The following is a 16211-nucleotide window of genomic DNA, read 5'->3' on the forward strand; positions in this document are numbered from 1 at the left end:
ATTTATCACCAAAAGAATTTTATCATATTTTACTATTAATTTTATGTTAATTATAAAAAAGTTAACAGGAAATACCTGTTAACTTATTCAGAATAAACACCAATTCTTCTAAACTTATTATATCTATTATCTAACAATTCATCTATAGATATGTTACTAAAATTACATAAAGTGTTTATTAAATTTTCTTTTATCTCCCTAGACATTTTTTCTATATCTTTACTTGCATCTTTTAAAGGCTCTTTTAGCACCTTATCAATTATGCCAAATTCTTTTAAATCTTGAGCTGTTATTTTTAGTATTTTTGCAGCTTCCTCTGCCCTTGATGCATCTTTCCACAATATACTTGCAAATCCTTCTACTGATAGTACAGAGTATATAGAGTTTTCTAACATCCAAACATTATCTGCTACAGCTAAAGCTAAGGCTCCACCACTACCACCTTCACCTATTACTATAGATATAATAGGAGTTTTAAGACAAGCCATTTGCATAAGATTTTTTGCTATAGCTTCACCTTGGCCTCTCTCTTCAGCACCAAGTCCACAATAAGCTCCAGGAGTATCTACAAAGCACACTACAGGTCTATTAAATTTTTCTGCTTGTTTCATTAACCTTAGAGCCTTCCTATAGCCCTCTGGATTAGGCATACCAAAGTTTCTAGTTATATTTTCTTTTAAATCTCTTCCTTTTTGTTGACCTATAACTGTAACAGGAACCCCATTTAAAAATGCTAATCCACCAACTATACAGCCATCATCTCCAAAATATCTATCTCCATGGAACTCTATAAAAGAGTCAAATATTCTATCTATATAATCTAGAGAAGTAGGTCTATTCATTTTTCTTACCATATTAACTTTTTCCCATGGACTAAAAGGATGTGTGGTTTTACGTTTATCTACTTCTTCTTTATTTTCAATGTTATTACAATTAGCTTCAATTTCTTTTATATCTTTTTTCTTGTGTAACTTTAATATTACTCCTAATGTATTCTTTAATTCTTTTCTTTGTACTATTTTATCTACAAAACCATGTTTTAATAAAAACTCCGCACTCTGAAATTCTTCTGGCAACTTTTGCTTTATTGTTTGCTCAATAACTCTCTTTCCTGCAAAACCAATAAGAGCTCCTGGTTCCGCCAATATTATATCTCCTAACATAGCAAAGCTGGCTGTAACTCCTCCAGTTGTTGGATCTGTAAGTACAGATATATATAATAGCCCTTTTTCATTTAATCTTGATAAAGCTGCACTTACTTTTGCCATTTGCATTAACGAATACATTCCCTCTTGCATTCTAGCTCCACCAGAAGCAGTAAATATTATTAATGGTATCTCTTCTTCTATAGCTTTTTCCACAGCTCTAGTTATTTTTTCTCCTACTACTGAACCCATACTTCCCATTAAAAAGCTACTATCCATAATACAAAGTACTGTTTTTTCTCCGTTTATTTCTCCTATGCCTGTAACCACAGCTTCATTTAGACCAGTACTATCTTTTAAAGCTTTAATTTTTTCTTCATAGTCTTTAAACTGGATGGGATTTAATGTAGATAGGTTTAAATTTATTTCTGTCCAAGTTCCCTCATCTATAATCTGTTTTACTCTATTATAGGCTGGTACTCTAAAATTGTATTTACAGAAACCACAAACCCCTAAATTCCCCTCCAAATCTTTAGTATAGATAATCTGTCCACACTTCTTACATTTAACCCACATTCCATTTGGAATATTGGGCTTTTCTACTTTTTCTTCGCTATTTCTTATGGTATTTAAGCTCTGTGAACTAACAGTAATATATTTAGTTTTCTTGAAAAGCCCTTTAAACATCTAATCACCTCCTATTTATGATTTCTGCCTATAAAGCCTGTATCATAGTTTCCCTTTATAAAATCACTATTATTTATAATCTTAAATTGATAATCAATATTAGTTTTAATTCCACCTATAGAAAACTCCCATAAAGCTCTTCTCATTTTATTTATAGCTTCTTCTCTATCCTTTCCATACACTATGAGCTTTGCTATCATTGAATCATAATTTGGAGGAATTTTATATCCATCGTAAATAAGTGAATCTATCCTTACTCCTGGTCCACCTGGCATAAACACACCATCTATCCTTCCTGGTGATGGTCTAAAATCTTTTTCAGGATCTTCTGCATTTATTCTACATTCTATAGCATGCCCTTTAATCTCAACATCTTTTTGGCAAAAGCTTAATTTCTCTCCTGAAGCTATTTTTATTTGCTCTTTTATTAAATCTACTCCTGTAACTAACTCTGTTATAGGATGCTCCACCTGGATTCTTGTGTTCATCTCCATAAAATAAAAATTATTATTTTTATCTAATAGAAATTCTATGGTTCCAGCATTTTTATATCCTACAGCTTTTGCTCCTTTTATAGCTGCTTCTCCCATCTTCTTTCTTAACTCTGATGTCATTATAGGACAAGGAGCTTCTTCTAATACCTTTTGGTTTCTTCTCTGAATAGAACAATCCCTTTCCCCTAGATAAACTGTATTTCCATAGTTATCAGCTAATATCTGTATTTCTACGTGTCTTGGATTTTCCAAATACTTTTCCATGTACATAGTATCATCACCAAAAGCTGATTTAGCTTCTGCTCTTGCAGTGTGTAGAGAACTTAGAAGTTCTTCTTCATTTCTTACTATTCTAATTCCTCTACCTCCACCTCCTGCAGAAGCTTTAATCATTACAGGATATCCTATTTCTTTTGCATTTTTTAATGCTTCTTCATCATTTAATATAGGTTTTTTTGATCCTGGAATTACTGGCACTCCAGCTTCTATCATCATACTTCTAGCATTAGATTTATTCCCCATCTTATCTATAATATTCGCATCTGGTCCTATAAAAGTTATATTACATTCATTACACATTTGAGCAAACTTACTATTTTCAGAAAGGAATCCAAAACCTGGGTGAATAGCCTCTGCTCCACTAAGTACAGTAGCACTCAATATATTTTTTATATTTAAGTAGCTATCCTTAGGAGATGCTGGTCCTATACATATTGCCTCATCTGCCATTTCAACATGAAGAGAATCTTTATCTGCTGTTGAATATACCGCTACTGTTTCTATTCCCATTTCTGTACAAGCCCTTATTATTCTTACAGCAATTTCTCCCCTATTGGCAATTAATATTTTTTTAAACATTTTATCACCCTATCATAAACATTATTTCTGCTTCTGCTGCTTTTTCTCCATCTACAGTTGCCACAGCGTTAGCTATTCCGGCTGATCCTCTTAATTTTATTAATTCAACTTCCAACTTTAATGTATCCCCAGGTACTACTTTTTTTCTAAATCTTGCTTTGTTAATTCCAGCAAAATATGCTACTTTGCCTTTAAATTGATCAAGGCTTAATGCTGCTACCGCTCCTGTTTGTGCTAATGCTTCTACAATTAAAACTCCTGGCATTACAGGTTCTCCAGGGAAATGACCCTGAAAAAAGTATTCATTCATAGTAACATTTTTATATCCAACTGCTTTTTTACCAGGATCCAACTGTACAATTTTATCTACTAGTAAAAAAGGATATCTATGAGGAAGTATTTCCATAATTTCTTTTACATTTAATTCTTTATTCATAAAATCACCTTCATTAATAAATTTTAAGGCTTAATTTTAAATAGGGGTTCACCATACTCTACCATATCTCCATCTTTAACTATTATCTCTACTATTTCACCATCAACTTCACTATCTACTTCATTCATTAACTTCATAGCTTCTATAATGCACAAAGTATCTCCCTTTTTCACTTTGCTTCCAACACTAACGAAAGCCTCTTTATCTGGCGAAGGTGAAATATAAAAAGTTCCAACTATAGGAGAAGATATTGTAATTAAATCATTATTATCTTCTCTTATAACTTTTTCCTCTAACTTCTCACTATCCACATCTTCTTCAATACCTTGCACTTTTTCTATATCCCTATCCATAGAAATTATAGTTTTATTCTTATTCTCGCAATTTTCTACATATACTTTTTCTGTATCCTTTTTCATTGTTATGGATACACCATTTTCTTGAATTTCTAAATCTGTAATTTTAGAATCGCTCATTACCTTTATTAATTCAGCAATGCCTTTAAAATCCATATTTATTCACTCCATTTTTTTAATAGAATAACTGCATTATGTCCACCAAATCCTAAAGAATTAGACATAACATAGTTTAATTCCTTTTCTCTACCCTTATTAGGTACATAGTCTAAATCACATTCCTCATCTGCTACTTCGTAACCAATAGTAGGAGGAATAAAGTTATCTTCCATAGCTTTAATTGAAGCAATAGCTTCTACTGCTCCTGCAGCACCTAAAAGATGACCTGTCATTGATTTTGTTGAACTTACAGGTATTTCCTTAGCGGAATCACCAAACACAGTTTTTATAGCTGCTGTTTCAAACTTATCATTAGCTTCTGTTCCTGTTCCATGGGCATTTATATAAGAAACCTGTGCTGGTTCTATGCCTGCTTCTTCTATAGCAATTTTAATAGCTCTTGCAGCTCCTTCTCCTTCTGGTCCTGGAGATGTAATATGATAAGCATCACAAGTTGATCCATAGCCTACTACTTCTGCATATATTTTTGCATTTCTAGATTCAGCATGCTCTAATGATTCAAGTATAACAATTCCAGCCCCTTCTCCCATAACAAATCCGCTTCTCTCTTTATCAAAAGGAATAGATGCTCTATTTGGATCTGTACTCTTGCTTAATGCAGTTAATGATATAAATCCTGCCACAGAAAGAGGTGTTATTGAAGCCTCTGTTCCGCCAGCTATTATAATATCAGCTACACCATTTTGAATCATTCTATAGGCTTCACCTATACAATTTGTTCCTGTAGCACATGCTGTTACCACTGTAGTACATATTCCTTTAGCACCAAACTTTATTCCTATATTTCCTGCTGCCATATTACTTATTATCATAGGAATAAATAATGGATGTACCCTATTAGGACCTTTTTCTAAAAGCGTTTGTTGCTGTTTTTCAATAGTTCCTATTCCACCTATTCCTGAACCTACAACTACTCCAAATCTTTCTTTATCTATGTTTTCTAAATCTATATTTGCATCCTTAACCGCTTCAACTGCGGCTGCTACAGCAAACTGACAATACCTATCCATTCTTTTTGCTTCTCTTTTGTCTATTGTATCTTCTGGATTGAAGTCTTTAACTTCTGCAGCAAGCTTAGCTTTAAAGTTTTCTGTATCAAATGCTTTAATGAAATCTATACCACAAACTCCGCCTTTTAGGCTATTCCAAAAGGCACCTACATTATTTCCTACAGGAGTTATGGCACCCATTCCTGTAACAACTACTTTTCTTTTCACTTTATATACCAACCTTTCTTTGAATAATTAAATAACCATTCCTCCGTCTACATTTATAATTTGACCTGTAATATAAGAAGAATCGTCTGAGGATAAAAAGGCTACAACTTCAGCTATATCTTCAGCTTTACCAAATCTCTTTAAAGGAATATTTGCTAATGCACCTTCCTTAACTTTTTCTGAAAGGGAATCTGTCATATCTGTTTCTATAAATCCAGGAGCTACTGCATTTACATTTATTCCTCTTGAAGCTAATTCCCTTGCTACAGACTTAGTAAGTCCTATAATTCCTGCCTTAGCAGCTGCATAATTTGCCTGACCTGCATTTCCTGTAATACCCACAACAGAAGATATATTTATTATTTTTCCAGCTCTTTGTTTAACCATAATTGAAGAAGCATGTCTTATACAATTAAAAGTTCCTTTTAAATTAACTTCTATTACCTTATCAAAATCTTGCTCTTTCATTCTCATTAAAAGCCCATCAGCTGTAATCCCAGCATTATTTACTAATATGTCTAAAGATCCAAATTCATCTACTGCAGCTTTTATTATTCTTTCTGCATCATCAAAATTACTAACATCACCCTGAACTACAATAGCCTTTGATCCTTTACTCTCTATTTCCTTTATTATTTCTTCTACAACATTAGCACTGCTTCTATAGTTAACTACTATATTTGCGCCAAGTTCTGCAAGTTTTAATGCTATGGCTCTTCCTATTCCTCTACTTCCACCTGTAACTATTGCTGTTTTACCTTGTAATGTTTTATTACACATACTAATTATCCACTCCAACTAAATATTATTTTATTTTTTCAACGCTATTAGTGTTTTCTCTAATGACTTAATATCTTCTATATTATATACTTCTGCTTTTCTATTAACCTTTCTTACAAATGCACTTAATATCTTTCCAGGTCCTATTTCTACAAAAGTAGTTACTTCATCCCTTAACATAGTATTTATTGTGTGCTCCCATTTAACACAGCTCATTACTTGTTTCTTTAATGTTTCTTTTACTTTATCTTCTTCTAAATATTCACCAGTTGTGTTTGTTATTAATGGAATATCCGATTTCATAAAGTTTATATTAAGTAACTCTTCTTCTAACTTTTCTGCTGCTTTAACTAGCATAGAACTATGAAATGGTCCACTTACATTAAGCATAATTGCCTTTAAAGCTCCCTTCTCCTTAGCAACTTCACAGGCATGCTTCAATGCTTCTATTTCTCCAGCTATAACTATTTGGCCAGGGCAATTAAAATTAGCTGGTTCAACTACTCCTAACACTGAAGCTTCATTACATACTTCATAAATTTTATCTTCTTTTAATCCGATTATTGCAGCCATACCTCCTACTCCCTGAGGTACTGCTTCTTGCATATATCTTCCTCTCTTTTTTACCAACTTAACTGCATCCACAAAATCTAATCTTTTGCTACATACAAGAGCTGAATATTCTCCAAGACTCAGTCCTGCAACTAAATCGGGTTTTATGCCTTCATCTTCTAATATTCTAAGTGCCCCTATACTAGTAGTTAAAATAGCTGGTTGAGTTATTTCTGTTTTACTTAACTCTTCTTCAGGTCCATCAAAACATACTTTACTTATACTAAATCCTAAAGCTTTATCTGCTTCATTAAATGTGTCTCTACACTGTGAAAAGTTATCATATAATTCTTTTCCCATGCCAAGATATTGAGCACCCTGTCCTGGAAAAATAAAAGCAATTTTCTTCGTACTTTCCATAACCATTCTCCAATCTTCATATTTTCTTTAGTTTTAAAGAAATATTAAAGCTATATAATGGAATCAAATTTATTTAATAAAGACTTTAAGTCAAACATTTCTTCTATTATTTCTTTACAAGTTTCCTCTTTAGAAATAAGTCCTGCTATCTGTCCTGCCATTACAGAACCGTTATCTGTATCTCCATCTTTAACTGCCTTTACTAAAGCACCTTTACCAAGTTCATCTAACTGTTCAATTGATGCTTCTTCCTTTTCAAGTATTTGATATTTTCTTGATAATTTATTTCTAAGTACTCTTACAGGATGACCTGTAGTTCTTCCTGTTACTACAGTATCTATATCTTTAGCACTTATTACTTTATCTTTATAATTTTGATGTACTGTACATTCCTTAGCTACTAAAAATCTAGTTCCTACTTGAACACCTGAAGCTCCTAACATAAATGCTGCACCTACTCCTCTTTTATCGCCTATTCCACCAGCAGCAATAACAGGTATATTTACTGCATCAACAACCTGTGGAACTAAAGCCATAGTAGTAAGTTCTCCTACATGTCCTCCTGATTCACATCCTTCTGCTACTACAGCATCTACGCCTGCCTTTTCCATTCTTTTTGCTAAAGCTACAGATGCTACAACAGGGATAACCTTTACTCCGTGTTCTTTCCACATGCTTATATACTTTCCAGGACTTCCTGCTCCTGTAGTAACTACTTTTACTCCTTCTTCACAAACAAGTTTAGCTACTTCTTCAGCATTAGAGCTTAAAAGCATTATATTTACTCCAAAAGGTTTATCAGTTAATTTTTTCGCTTTTCTAATTTCCTCTCTTACCACCTCTACAGGGGCATTCCCTGAAGCTATAATACCTAAACCACCAGCATTAGATACTGCAGCTGCCAAAGAACTATCTGCAATCCAAGCCATAGCTCCTTGAATAATAGGATATTCTATTCCTACCATATTGCAAAAAACATTACTTTTCATAAATTTTCCCCCTACTCAGCAGTTCTTTCCTCTACAAATTTAACTGCATCTCCTACTGTTTTTATTGACTCTGCATCTTCTATTTCTATATCAAACTCTTCTTCTATTTCTATTACTATTTGAAAAAGATCTAATGAATCTACTCCTAATTCTTCAAAAGACGTTTCTGATGTTAGTATTTCTTCCTCTATATTTAGTTGATCTGCTATTATTCTTTTTATCTTTTCAAATATCATTTTTCATACCTCCAAAATTTTTCATGCCTATTTATTTTTATTTATTGTCCATTCTATAATTGTTCCACCCCAAGTAAGTCCTCCTCCAAAACCTACTAAAAGTATTTTATCTCCTTTTTCAAGTAAACCTTCTCTATTCATTTGATCCATAGCTATAGGTATACTTGCTGCTGAAGTATTTCCGTAATATTGTAAGTTTGTATAAAACTTTTTGCTATCTACCTTCAACTTTTTTATCATATAATCTATTATTCTTAAGTTTGCTTGATGAGGAACTATATACTTAATGTCCTCTATAGTTAATTCAGATGAATTAAGGAGAGTATCTATAGTTTCTCCCATTGCCTTCACAGCAAATTTAAATATTTCTCTTCCTTCCATGGTTAAATAGGACTTATCTACATCTTCAGTATTGCCATATATTTTTTCTTTTAAATCCTTATTATTTATATCTACAGATGCTGCATTGCATTTTAAAAGATTAGCTCCTCTACCATCTGAGCCTGTGTGTATCTCAATTAATCCTTTTTCTTCTCCACAGCCTAAAATAGCTGCTCCTGCTCCATCTCCAAATAGTACACAAGTACTTCTATTATTCCAATCTAATATCTTAGACAAAGTCTCTGCACCTATAACAAGCACATTTTTTTTAGCACCATTTTTAATAAACTGATAAGCTATATTCAACCCATATATAAAACCTGAACAAGCAGCTGATATATCAAAACAAGTGGCATTTGTTGCGCCTATTATATCTTGAACAATGCAAGCTGTTGAAGGAGTATAACAATCCGGGGTAGCTGTAGCTACTATAATTAGATCTAAGTCTACTGGCTTTATATATGAACTTTCTAACGCCTTTAAAGCTGCCTTAGCTGCTATACTTGAAGTATTTTCCCCCGTAGTTATTCTTCTCTCGCAAATTCCTGTTCTAGTTTTTATCCATTCATCATTTGTATCCATAACAGTGGATAATTCATCATTTGTTACTATTCTATCAGGTACATAGCTTCCAGTAGCCAAAATCTGAACTTCTTTCATTTATTAAGTCTCCTTTTTATTACACTCTAAGTTATATTCATTCTTAAAAAATTGGTTTAACTTTTCCAAAGAACTTATAAGAATCTTTTCTTCTTCTTCTGTTAAACCAGATATAGTTTCCTTTATCATATCTGAATGAAATTTTTGATGAATTCTATAAGCTAATTTACCTTTTTTAGTAAGACTTATAAATACAATTCTTCTATCTTCTTCAGACCTACTTCTCTGTACATATTCTTTTCTTACTAAATTATTTATAGCTGTAGTCAAAGTACCAACAGTTATTTTTAAATCTGTAGCAACTTCTGACATGGTTCTTTTTTGGTACATTCCTATTGCATCTATAGTGTGAATTTCTGTTACAGATAAATCTTTAAGTGCTCCCTCTTGAAGAGCATTTTGTTCTATAATAAGTATGTCATTAAATATATCTACCAATAGTTCGTTTAAAACGTAAATTGCCCTACTCATAATTTATCACTTCCCCAACAAGCTGCTCAATAAGTTCCTTCACAGTGATAATTTTATTCATTTTATATCCATTACTTCCTGTAAAAAGTAATCCATTTTCTATGTTGCCCTCTACTGCATTAATTAATGCCTTAGATATACAATAAATTGTATTATTAGGATTACACTTTCTTAAGCATCCAAAACATCTATCTACTTTATCTTTTTCCTTTGTTATTCTTTCTATAAATTGATTTTTTATAGCTCTTCCAGGAAGACCTACAGGACTTTTTATTATTTGAATATCCTCTTTTGAACAATTTATAAAAGCTTCTTTATATTTTATATCTGCATCACATTCTTCTGTACATATAAACCTAGTTCCCATTTGAACACCAGAGGCTCCTAATTTTAAAAACTTTCCTATATCCTTTCCTGTATATATTCCTCCTGCTGCTATTACAGGTATTTTTACTTTATATTTTTCTTCATATTGTTTTACTACTTCAATTACATCTTTCACTATGTCTTCCAAACTGCTTTCTTTTCCTTCTAATAGTTCTTCTGAGTGAAATCCCAGATGTCCTCCTGCTTTCGGACCTTCAACTACTATAAAATCAGGAATGTATGAATGTTTTTCATCCCATACTTTACACATAAGCTTAGCAGCTTTCCCTGAAGAAACTATAGGAGCTATTTTAGTATTACTTCCTTTTACTAGCTTAGGCAATATTGTTGGTAGTCCAGCACCAGATATTATTGCATCTATTCCAGATTCTACAGCTGCAGCAACCATTTCTTCATAATTGTTCATAGCTACCATTAAATTTAATCCTATAACTCCATTTGGGCTTAATTCCTTTGCTTTTTTTATTTCTTTTTTTAAAGCTCTAATATTAGCTTCTTTGCTATTGGTTTGAAAATCTTGTTCCCTAAACCCAATTTGAGCTCCTGATATAACACCCATTCCACCTTCTTCAGCTACTGCTGCAGCTAATCTTGAAAGTGAAACTCCTATACCCATTCCTCCTTGTATAATAGGGACCTTTATTTCTAAGTTACCAATTTGCAAAGGAGATATCTTCATATAATCTCCTCCTCATTTTTTGACTATCAAATATTTTGATAGTCAAAGTATATACTCAAAAATAATTTTTGTCAATAATATATACTTTAAAAAGGAAATGGTAGAAGAATTTTACTCATAAAAACTCTTCTACCACATTTCTAAAATTTATTAATCTATTCAAAGTAAGAATATTTTTTTTCCAACGTTTTAAATAATATTACTATTATTGAATTTAACATCAAATATATTGCTGCTGCAATAAAGAAAGGTGTTATAGTAAAATCTCTAGTAAGTACTTCTTTAGAAGCTCTTAATATTTCTTCCATTCCTATAGTTGCTACTAATGCCGTATCCTTCACTAAATTTATACCTTCGTTACATGTAGACGGCATAACTCTTCTAAATGCCTGAGGTATTATTACTCTTCTCATAGTCTGAGAATAACTCATTCCTAAGACCTTACAAGCTTCATATTGCCCCTTATCTATAGACTGAAGTCCCCCTCTAAAAATTTCAGTTAAATATGCACCATAATTTAAAGTGAACGCTATTGCTGCTGCTGTAAAACGACTTAATTTTATACCTATAACAGGTAATCCAAAATATATAAAAAATAATTGCAATAGTAAAGGCGTCCCTCTAAATATCCAAGTATAAAATCCTATAATGCTATTACTTAATTTGTTTTTAGATACTTTAACCAGAGATAATATTATACCTAATGGTACTGATAATATAAATATTACGAAAAATAATTTTATTGTTACAATACTTCCCTTTAGTATAAAAAGAACCGTACCTTCAAAATTAGACATCTAAATCACTCCTATTTTATAAATAGGTCTTTTCCAAACCATTTTTGTGATAACTTAGCTGTAGTTCCATCTGCTTTCATCTTATCTAACGTTTTATCTAGTTCTTCTCTAAAAGAAGTATCTGCTTTTCTTACTCCAACTCCCATTGGCTGTTCTCCAAAGTTGTCTTGTAAAAATTTATAAGTTCCTACTTTTTTATTTGCATAATATCTTCCTACAATTTCATCTATAACAATTGCATCTACTCTACCAACTTTCAAGTCCATTAACGCTTCAGCGTAATTACCATACTTTTTTATTTCCTTGAAAGTTTTCATTACCTCTGGTTCTGATTTTATTGCATCTTCACTAGTACTTCCCATTTGAATAGCTACTACTTTCCCTGCTAAATCTTTTTTACTTTTTATTGAAGAATTGGCTTGTACCATAACTACTTGTCTATCATTTATATATGGTTTACTAAATCCTATCTGTTCTTTTCTTTTTTCAGTAATACTTAGACCGTTCCAAATTACATCTATATCCCCATTATTTAAACTCATTATTATTCCATCCCATTCAACAGGTTTAAAAACAACTTTTACCCCCATCCTTTTTCCAACTTCTTTTGCTAAATCAATATCAAGTCCTACAATTTCTCCCTTTTCATCCCTAAAACCCATAGGTGCAAAAGTATCATCTAACCCAACTACAAATTCTCCCTTGCTTTTCACTTGTTCTAATGATCTATCTTTACTAGCCGTATTTTGACTATTTCCACATCCTATTAAAGTAGAACCTAACATAAACAATGACATCATTGCTAAAATAACTTTCTTTTTCATTTTTTACTTCCTCCTTTGTTCTTTACAAATATTATATTTCACATTATACTTTAGCTCGTTAAATTTGTAAAGTGGTAATGTGTGAAAGAGGAAATATTTTTTGGCTTTACTTCAAATAAGGTTCAGGATTCTGAGGAACTCCATTTTTTCTTACCTCAAAGTGAACATGGGGTCCTGTACTTCTCCCTGTACTCCCTACTTCTCCAATCTTTTCACCTTTCTTAACAGAACTCCCCTTTTTAGCGATCAATTTGCTGCAATGCCCATATATAGTCACCATGTTATTACCATTATCTATTTTTATAACATTCCCATACCCATCTTCCCAACCAGAGTAAATTACTTTTCCAGATGAAACACAATGTATTGGGGTTCCTAAAGGCGCAGCTATATCTATACCATTATGCATTCTTCCCCACCTCTCACCAAAGCCTGATGATACTGTACCTCTTGATAAGATAGGTGGCTTATTTTTCGAATCTTTCTCCTTTATATTGAACTTTATTGACATATTTCCATCATGTCCATTAACTATTGAAGATGCATAGTACTCTATACCCTTTAATTCATCTGCTGAAACTTTTGTTTTATAATATGTAATTTTACTTTTTAACCTTATGTCCTCTATTTCTTTTGGTGAACTATTTTTTATATATTGTGCCTTTACCCTATCTATTAACTTTTTTATTTCCTCTTCTTTTTGTAAAATTGCCACTTCCTTTCCATCAGATTTTACGGCTATACCTTCCTTTAAATTGGTCTTAGTTTTATTTTCAACTCTTATCTCTTCCTGATTTATACTATTGTTTTTATAACAAACTATATCTTCAAGTGAATATATAGAAACAGCAAAAGTAAAAACAATACAAAATACAGATGCTATTATTTTATTTCTTTCTTTTAACATACTTACTTCCCCTTTTATATTATTACTATTGTGGTATGATATTATTAAATCCACCATTAATGTATATATTAAGCAACAAAAGTCATTTTTATATATTCTATACATAATTTTAAAAATTATAATACCTATTTTAAAAAAATGATTTATTGAGATAGTATATATACTTTGCTATAATTAAATGATGTTAAATTATTAAGATATTTTATTATAAAGGGAGGTTTTAAAATGAGTACCTTTGTATTTAAAAATAGAGATTGGAATTATACTCCCGTTAGTAATATTTTTATTGATAAATACATGCCTAGGGCAAGAGGAGAATATGTAAAAGTATATTTATTAGGATTGAAGTATTGTGTATCTGGTGAACTTGGAGTTAACTCATCCATAATGGCAAGCACACTACATCTTCTTGAAACAGATGTTATAAATGCGTGGTCTTATTGGAATGATGAAGGAGTCATAAAGATGATACCCTTAGATAATATGGGTAATTTTACCATAGAATTTTTAAACATAAATGAGTCTATTGAGACATCTTCTAATAACATAAATCTTTTACAAGAGCTAAATAATAATTCTACTAAAGATATGCTTCAAGACATTGAAAAATTACTAGGAAGACCATTGTCTACTAAAGAAATGACAATGTACATAGGATGGATTAAGGATTTCAATTTTCCTCCTGAAATTATACTGCTACTAATTCAATATTGTGTATCTAAAGGAAAAACTGATTGTAGATACATTGAAACAATCGCAATTGCTTGGTATGATGCTAAAATAAAAACAGTAGCAGATGCTCAAAGTTTTATTAAAAAACACGAAGATAAATGGACTAACATTAGGAAAATTTTAAACTATATAGGAATAAAAGATGCAGAAATAATGAAGCCTCAAGAAGATATGCTAACTAAATGGTTATCTACTTATAATTTTTCCTTAGAAATTATATTTAAGGCCTGCGAAATATGCTTTCAAAGGATAAACAAAGCTGATTTTAGATACATTGATGGTATTTTAAATAGCTGGTATAAAGAAGGCCTAAAAAATTTAGAGGATATTGAAAAAAAGGATAATAAAAAAACATTTAAAAAACCAGGTAATTTTAAACCTAAATTAGATAGCTTTAATAATTATGAACAAAGAAATTATAATTTTGAAGAATTAGAGAAAAAATTGTTAGGATGGGATAGTAATGATTAAAGGTTACCAGGAGGAAGTTTTAAAAATATACGACAAGTTACGTACCATTGAAGAAAAAACTTTAGAAGATAGACGAAAAGAAATAGAAAATAAACTTCCTCAAGTAATAGAAATAGAAAAAAATATAGCTAAACTCTCACTAGATCTCTCAATAAACATAATAAGAAAAAGAGAAGATATTGATGAATATATAAGTAGCATTAAAGAAAAAATTACAGATTTAAGAATGAAAAAATCCGAACTTTTAGTAGCTTCAGGATATCCATTAGATTATTTAGAAATGCATTATAATTGTCCTAAGTGTAAAGATACAGGTTTTATAGGAAGCATAAAATGTGAGTGTTATAAAAAGAACTTAATTAAGGTTTTATATAAAAATTCAGAAATAAATTATATACTTGAAAGAGATAACTTTTCAAATTTTAGCTTTCAGCACTTTTCTCCTTATAAAAATGGTAATGAACCTGAAAGCCCTAGAAAAAATATGGAGAAAATAGCTAGTATATCTTGGAGTTTCATCGAAAACTTTACTTCCACACATGAAAACTTACTTTTCTTTGGGGAATCAGGTACAGGCAAGAGCTTTCTTGCTAACTGTATTGCAAAAGAGTTATTAGACAGAGGATATATGGTAATCTATAAAACTGCAGTTGATTTAATAAAAGATCTTAAGTCTGTTAGATTTGACTCCCAAGAGGATTTAGAAGATCTTCTTATAAACTGTGATCTTTTAATAATTGATGATTTAGGTACAGAACCTTTAACTGAATTCTCTAAAATGGAATTATTTAATTTATTAAATAGCAAGTTGCTAAAAAGAAAAAAGATGATTATATCAACTAACTTTACTATAGAAACTTTATTAAAAAATTATTCTGAAAGAATTTCTTCTAGACTTTTAGGTAACTTTACATTATGTAAATTTTATGGTGAAGACATAAGAGTAAGAATAAATATGAATAAAAAGAAATAAAGAAATAAAAAAAACATACATCATATAGATGTATGTTTTTTGTTGGCGACCCAGAAGGGGCTCGAACCCTCGACCTCCGGCGTGACAGGCCGGCACTCTAACCAACTGAGCCACTGGGCCATATATTAATGTGGTGGGCACAACAGGGCTCGAACCTGTGACCCTCTGCTTGTAAGGCAGATGCTCTCCCAGCTGAGCTATGCGCCCACATTAATTGTGGTGACCCCTACGGGAATCGAACCCATGTTACCACCGTGAAAGGGTGGTGTCTTAACCGCTTGACCAAGGGGCCTTATTCTTTTGTTTATTAATATTTTATAAATATTATGGCGACCCAGAAGGGGCTCGAACCCTCGACCTCCGGCGTGACAGGCCGGCACTCTAACCAACTGAGCCACTGGGCCATAATTAATGTGGTGGGCACAACAGGGCTCGAACCTGTGACCCTCTGCTTGTAAGGCAGATGCTCTCCCAGCTGAGCTATGCGCCCACATTAAATTGGTGACCCCTACGGGAATCGAACCCATGTTACCACCGTGAAAGGGTGGTGTCTTAACCGCTTGACCAAGGGGCCTTATT

17 protein-coding genes and 6 tRNA genes are annotated in these 16211 nt (G+C 31.9%); 2 read left to right on the forward strand and 21 right to left on the reverse strand.

All coding sequences use genetic code 11. The features are described from left to right. Nucleotides 1–83: 83 nt before the first annotated feature. The 15 genes from T514_RS0114565 to T514_RS24630 all read right to left on the reverse strand — a co-directional run bounded on the left by T514_RS0114565 (nt 84) and on the right by T514_RS24630 (nt 13456). Complete coding sequence (locus tag T514_RS0114565; protein WP_027625459.1) at nt 84–1832, reverse strand: acetyl-CoA carboxylase carboxyl transferase subunit; 1749 nt, start codon at nt 1830–1832, stop codon at nt 84–86. An 11-nt stretch (nt 1833–1843) separates the two neighbouring features. Then, nucleotides 1844–3184 (reverse strand): acetyl-CoA carboxylase biotin carboxylase subunit, encoded by a 1341-nt coding sequence (locus tag T514_RS0114570; protein ID WP_027625460.1) that lies wholly within the window; start codon nt 3182–3184, stop codon nt 1844–1846. 4 nt (nt 3185–3188) lie between these two features. Further along, the gene (fabZ, locus tag T514_RS0114575; RefSeq protein ID WP_027625461.1) at nt 3189–3620 is read right to left on the reverse strand and encodes a 3-hydroxyacyl-ACP dehydratase FabZ; all 432 of its coding nucleotides are present in this window, start codon (nt 3618–3620) and stop codon (nt 3189–3191) included. Between the two features lie 23 nt (nt 3621–3643). Continuing rightward, nucleotides 3644–4132 (reverse strand): acetyl-CoA carboxylase biotin carboxyl carrier protein, encoded by a 489-nt coding sequence (accB, locus tag T514_RS0114580; protein ID WP_027625462.1) that lies wholly within the window; start codon nt 4130–4132, stop codon nt 3644–3646. A 2-nt stretch (nt 4133–4134) separates the two neighbouring features. Then, nucleotides 4135–5373, reverse strand: coding sequence for a beta-ketoacyl-ACP synthase II (gene fabF, locus T514_RS0114585; protein WP_027625463.1), 1239 nt, complete (start codon nt 5371–5373; stop codon nt 4135–4137). A gap of 27 nt (nt 5374–5400) precedes the next feature. Continuing rightward, nucleotides 5401–6153 carry a 3-oxoacyl-[acyl-carrier-protein] reductase gene (gene fabG / locus T514_RS0114590; protein ID WP_027625464.1) on the reverse strand — a complete coding sequence of 251 codons (753 nt, stop codon included), beginning with the start codon at nt 6151–6153 and terminating at the stop codon, nt 5401–5403. 30 nt (nt 6154–6183) lie between these two features. Continuing rightward, nucleotides 6184–7125 (reverse strand): ACP S-malonyltransferase, encoded by a 942-nt coding sequence (gene fabD, locus T514_RS0114595; RefSeq protein WP_034869250.1) that lies wholly within the window; start codon nt 7123–7125, stop codon nt 6184–6186. 50 nt (nt 7126–7175) lie between these two features. Then, nucleotides 7176–8114, reverse strand: a complete 939-nt coding sequence (fabK, locus tag T514_RS0114600) for an enoyl-[acyl-carrier-protein] reductase FabK (RefSeq protein ID WP_027625466.1) — start codon at nt 8112–8114, stop codon at nt 7176–7178. Between the two features lie 11 nt (nt 8115–8125). Then, nucleotides 8126–8350 (reverse strand): acyl carrier protein, encoded by a 225-nt coding sequence (gene acpP, locus T514_RS0114605; RefSeq protein WP_027625467.1) that lies wholly within the window; start codon nt 8348–8350, stop codon nt 8126–8128. Between the two features lie 27 nt (nt 8351–8377). Then, nucleotides 8378–9391, reverse strand: coding sequence for a beta-ketoacyl-ACP synthase III (locus T514_RS0114610; RefSeq protein ID WP_027625468.1), 1014 nt, complete (start codon nt 9389–9391; stop codon nt 8378–8380). A gap of 3 nt (nt 9392–9394) precedes the next feature. Beyond that, a complete protein-coding gene (locus tag T514_RS0114615; protein WP_027625469.1) occupies nt 9395–9862 on the reverse strand; it encodes a MarR family winged helix-turn-helix transcriptional regulator in 468 nt (155 codons plus the stop codon). Continuing rightward, entirely contained in the window at nt 9855–10928 is a 1074-nt protein-coding gene (locus T514_RS0114620) for an NAD(P)H-dependent flavin oxidoreductase (RefSeq protein WP_027625470.1), read from the reverse strand. Before T514_RS0114620 ends, T514_RS0114615 begins: the two co-directional genes overlap by 8 nt. 155 nt (nt 10929–11083) lie before the next feature. Continuing rightward, a complete protein-coding gene (locus tag T514_RS0114625; protein ID WP_027625471.1) occupies nt 11084–11725 on the reverse strand; it encodes an amino acid ABC transporter permease in 642 nt (213 codons plus the stop codon). Between the two features lie 11 nt (nt 11726–11736). Next, a complete protein-coding gene (locus T514_RS0114630; protein ID WP_027625472.1) occupies nt 11737–12549 on the reverse strand; it encodes an amino acid ABC transporter substrate-binding protein in 813 nt (270 codons plus the stop codon). A gap of 106 nt (nt 12550–12655) precedes the next feature. Further along, nucleotides 12656–13456, reverse strand: coding sequence for a M23 family metallopeptidase (locus T514_RS24630; protein WP_051542053.1), 801 nt, complete (start codon nt 13454–13456; stop codon nt 12656–12658). A 225-nt stretch (nt 13457–13681) separates the two neighbouring features. Here T514_RS24630 and T514_RS0114640 point away from each other — a divergent pair, with 225 nt between their 5' ends. Then, nucleotides 13682–14659, forward strand: a complete 978-nt coding sequence (locus T514_RS0114640) for a DnaD domain protein (RefSeq protein WP_027625473.1) — start codon at nt 13682–13684, stop codon at nt 14657–14659. Further along, entirely contained in the window at nt 14652–15632 is a 981-nt protein-coding gene (locus T514_RS0114645) for an ATP-binding protein (RefSeq protein ID WP_027625474.1), read from the forward strand. The genes T514_RS0114640 and T514_RS0114645 overlap by 8 nt, the downstream gene beginning before the upstream one ends. A gap of 43 nt (nt 15633–15675) precedes the next feature. Here T514_RS0114645 and T514_RS0114650 read toward each other — a convergent pair. The 6 genes from T514_RS0114650 to T514_RS0114675 all read right to left on the reverse strand — a co-directional run bounded on the left by T514_RS0114650 (nt 15676) and on the right by T514_RS0114675 (nt 16206). Continuing rightward, a tRNA-Asp gene (locus T514_RS0114650) sits at nt 15676–15752 on the reverse strand. Between the two features lie 11 nt (nt 15753–15763). Next, a tRNA-Val gene (locus T514_RS0114655) sits at nt 15764–15839 on the reverse strand. Nucleotides 15840–15849: 10 nt separating this feature from the next. Further along, a tRNA-Glu gene (locus T514_RS0114660) sits at nt 15850–15924 on the reverse strand. Nucleotides 15925–15959: 35 nt separating this feature from the next. Continuing rightward, nucleotides 15960–16036: transfer RNA gene (locus T514_RS0114665), tRNA-Asp, on the reverse strand. A 10-nt stretch (nt 16037–16046) separates the two neighbouring features. Next, nucleotides 16047–16122 (reverse strand) — tRNA-Val (locus tag T514_RS0114670). Between the two features lie 9 nt (nt 16123–16131). Then, nucleotides 16132–16206 (reverse strand) — tRNA-Glu (locus tag T514_RS0114675). Between the last annotated feature and the right edge of the window lie 5 nt (nt 16207–16211).

The sequence above is a fragment of the Clostridium lundense DSM 17049 genome (assembly GCF_000619945.1).
Taxonomy (GTDB): Bacteria; Bacillota; Clostridia; order Clostridiales; family Clostridiaceae; genus Clostridium_AO; species Clostridium_AO lundense.

Excerpts from the sequence above, each read along its gene's own strand:
- T514_RS0114565 (WP_027625459.1), bottom strand. The coding sequence starts at position 1,832 with ATGTTTAAAGGGCTTTTCAAGAAAACTAAATATATTACTGTTAGTTCA.
- T514_RS0114570 (WP_027625460.1), bottom strand. The coding sequence starts at position 3,184 with ATGTTTAAAAAAATATTAATTGCCAATAGGGGAGAAATTGCTGTAAGA.
- fabZ (WP_027625461.1), bottom strand. The coding sequence starts at position 3,620 with ATGAATAAAGAATTAAATGTAAAAGAAATTATGGAAATACTTCCTCAT.
- accB (WP_027625462.1), bottom strand. The coding sequence starts at position 4,132 with ATGGATTTTAAAGGCATTGCTGAATTAATAAAGGTAATGAGCGATTCT.
- fabG (WP_027625464.1), bottom strand. The coding sequence starts at position 6,153 with ATGTGTAATAAAACATTACAAGGTAAAACAGCAATAGTTACAGGTGGA.
- fabD (WP_034869250.1), bottom strand. The coding sequence starts at position 7,125 with ATGGAAAGTACGAAGAAAATTGCTTTTATTTTTCCAGGACAGGGTGCT.
- fabK (WP_027625466.1), bottom strand. The coding sequence starts at position 8,114 with ATGAAAAGTAATGTTTTTTGCAATATGGTAGGAATAGAATATCCTATT.
- acpP (WP_027625467.1), bottom strand. The coding sequence starts at position 8,350 with ATGATATTTGAAAAGATAAAAAGAATAATAGCAGATCAACTAAATATA.
- T514_RS0114610 (WP_027625468.1), bottom strand. The coding sequence starts at position 9,391 with ATGAAAGAAGTTCAGATTTTGGCTACTGGAAGCTATGTACCTGATAGA.
- T514_RS0114615 (WP_027625469.1), bottom strand. The coding sequence starts at position 9,862 with ATGAGTAGGGCAATTTACGTTTTAAACGAACTATTGGTAGATATATTT.
- T514_RS0114620 (WP_027625470.1), bottom strand. The coding sequence starts at position 10,928 with ATGAAGATATCTCCTTTGCAAATTGGTAACTTAGAAATAAAGGTCCCT.
- T514_RS0114625 (WP_027625471.1), bottom strand. The coding sequence starts at position 11,725 with ATGTCTAATTTTGAAGGTACGGTTCTTTTTATACTAAAGGGAAGTATT.
- T514_RS0114630 (WP_027625472.1), bottom strand. The coding sequence starts at position 12,549 with ATGAAAAAGAAAGTTATTTTAGCAATGATGTCATTGTTTATGTTAGGT.
- T514_RS24630 (WP_051542053.1), bottom strand. The coding sequence starts at position 13,456 with ATGTTAAAAGAAAGAAATAAAATAATAGCATCTGTATTTTGTATTGTT.
- T514_RS0114640 (WP_027625473.1), top strand. The coding sequence starts at position 13,682 with ATGAGTACCTTTGTATTTAAAAATAGAGATTGGAATTATACTCCCGTT.
- T514_RS0114645 (WP_027625474.1), top strand. The coding sequence starts at position 14,652 with ATGATTAAAGGTTACCAGGAGGAAGTTTTAAAAATATACGACAAGTTA.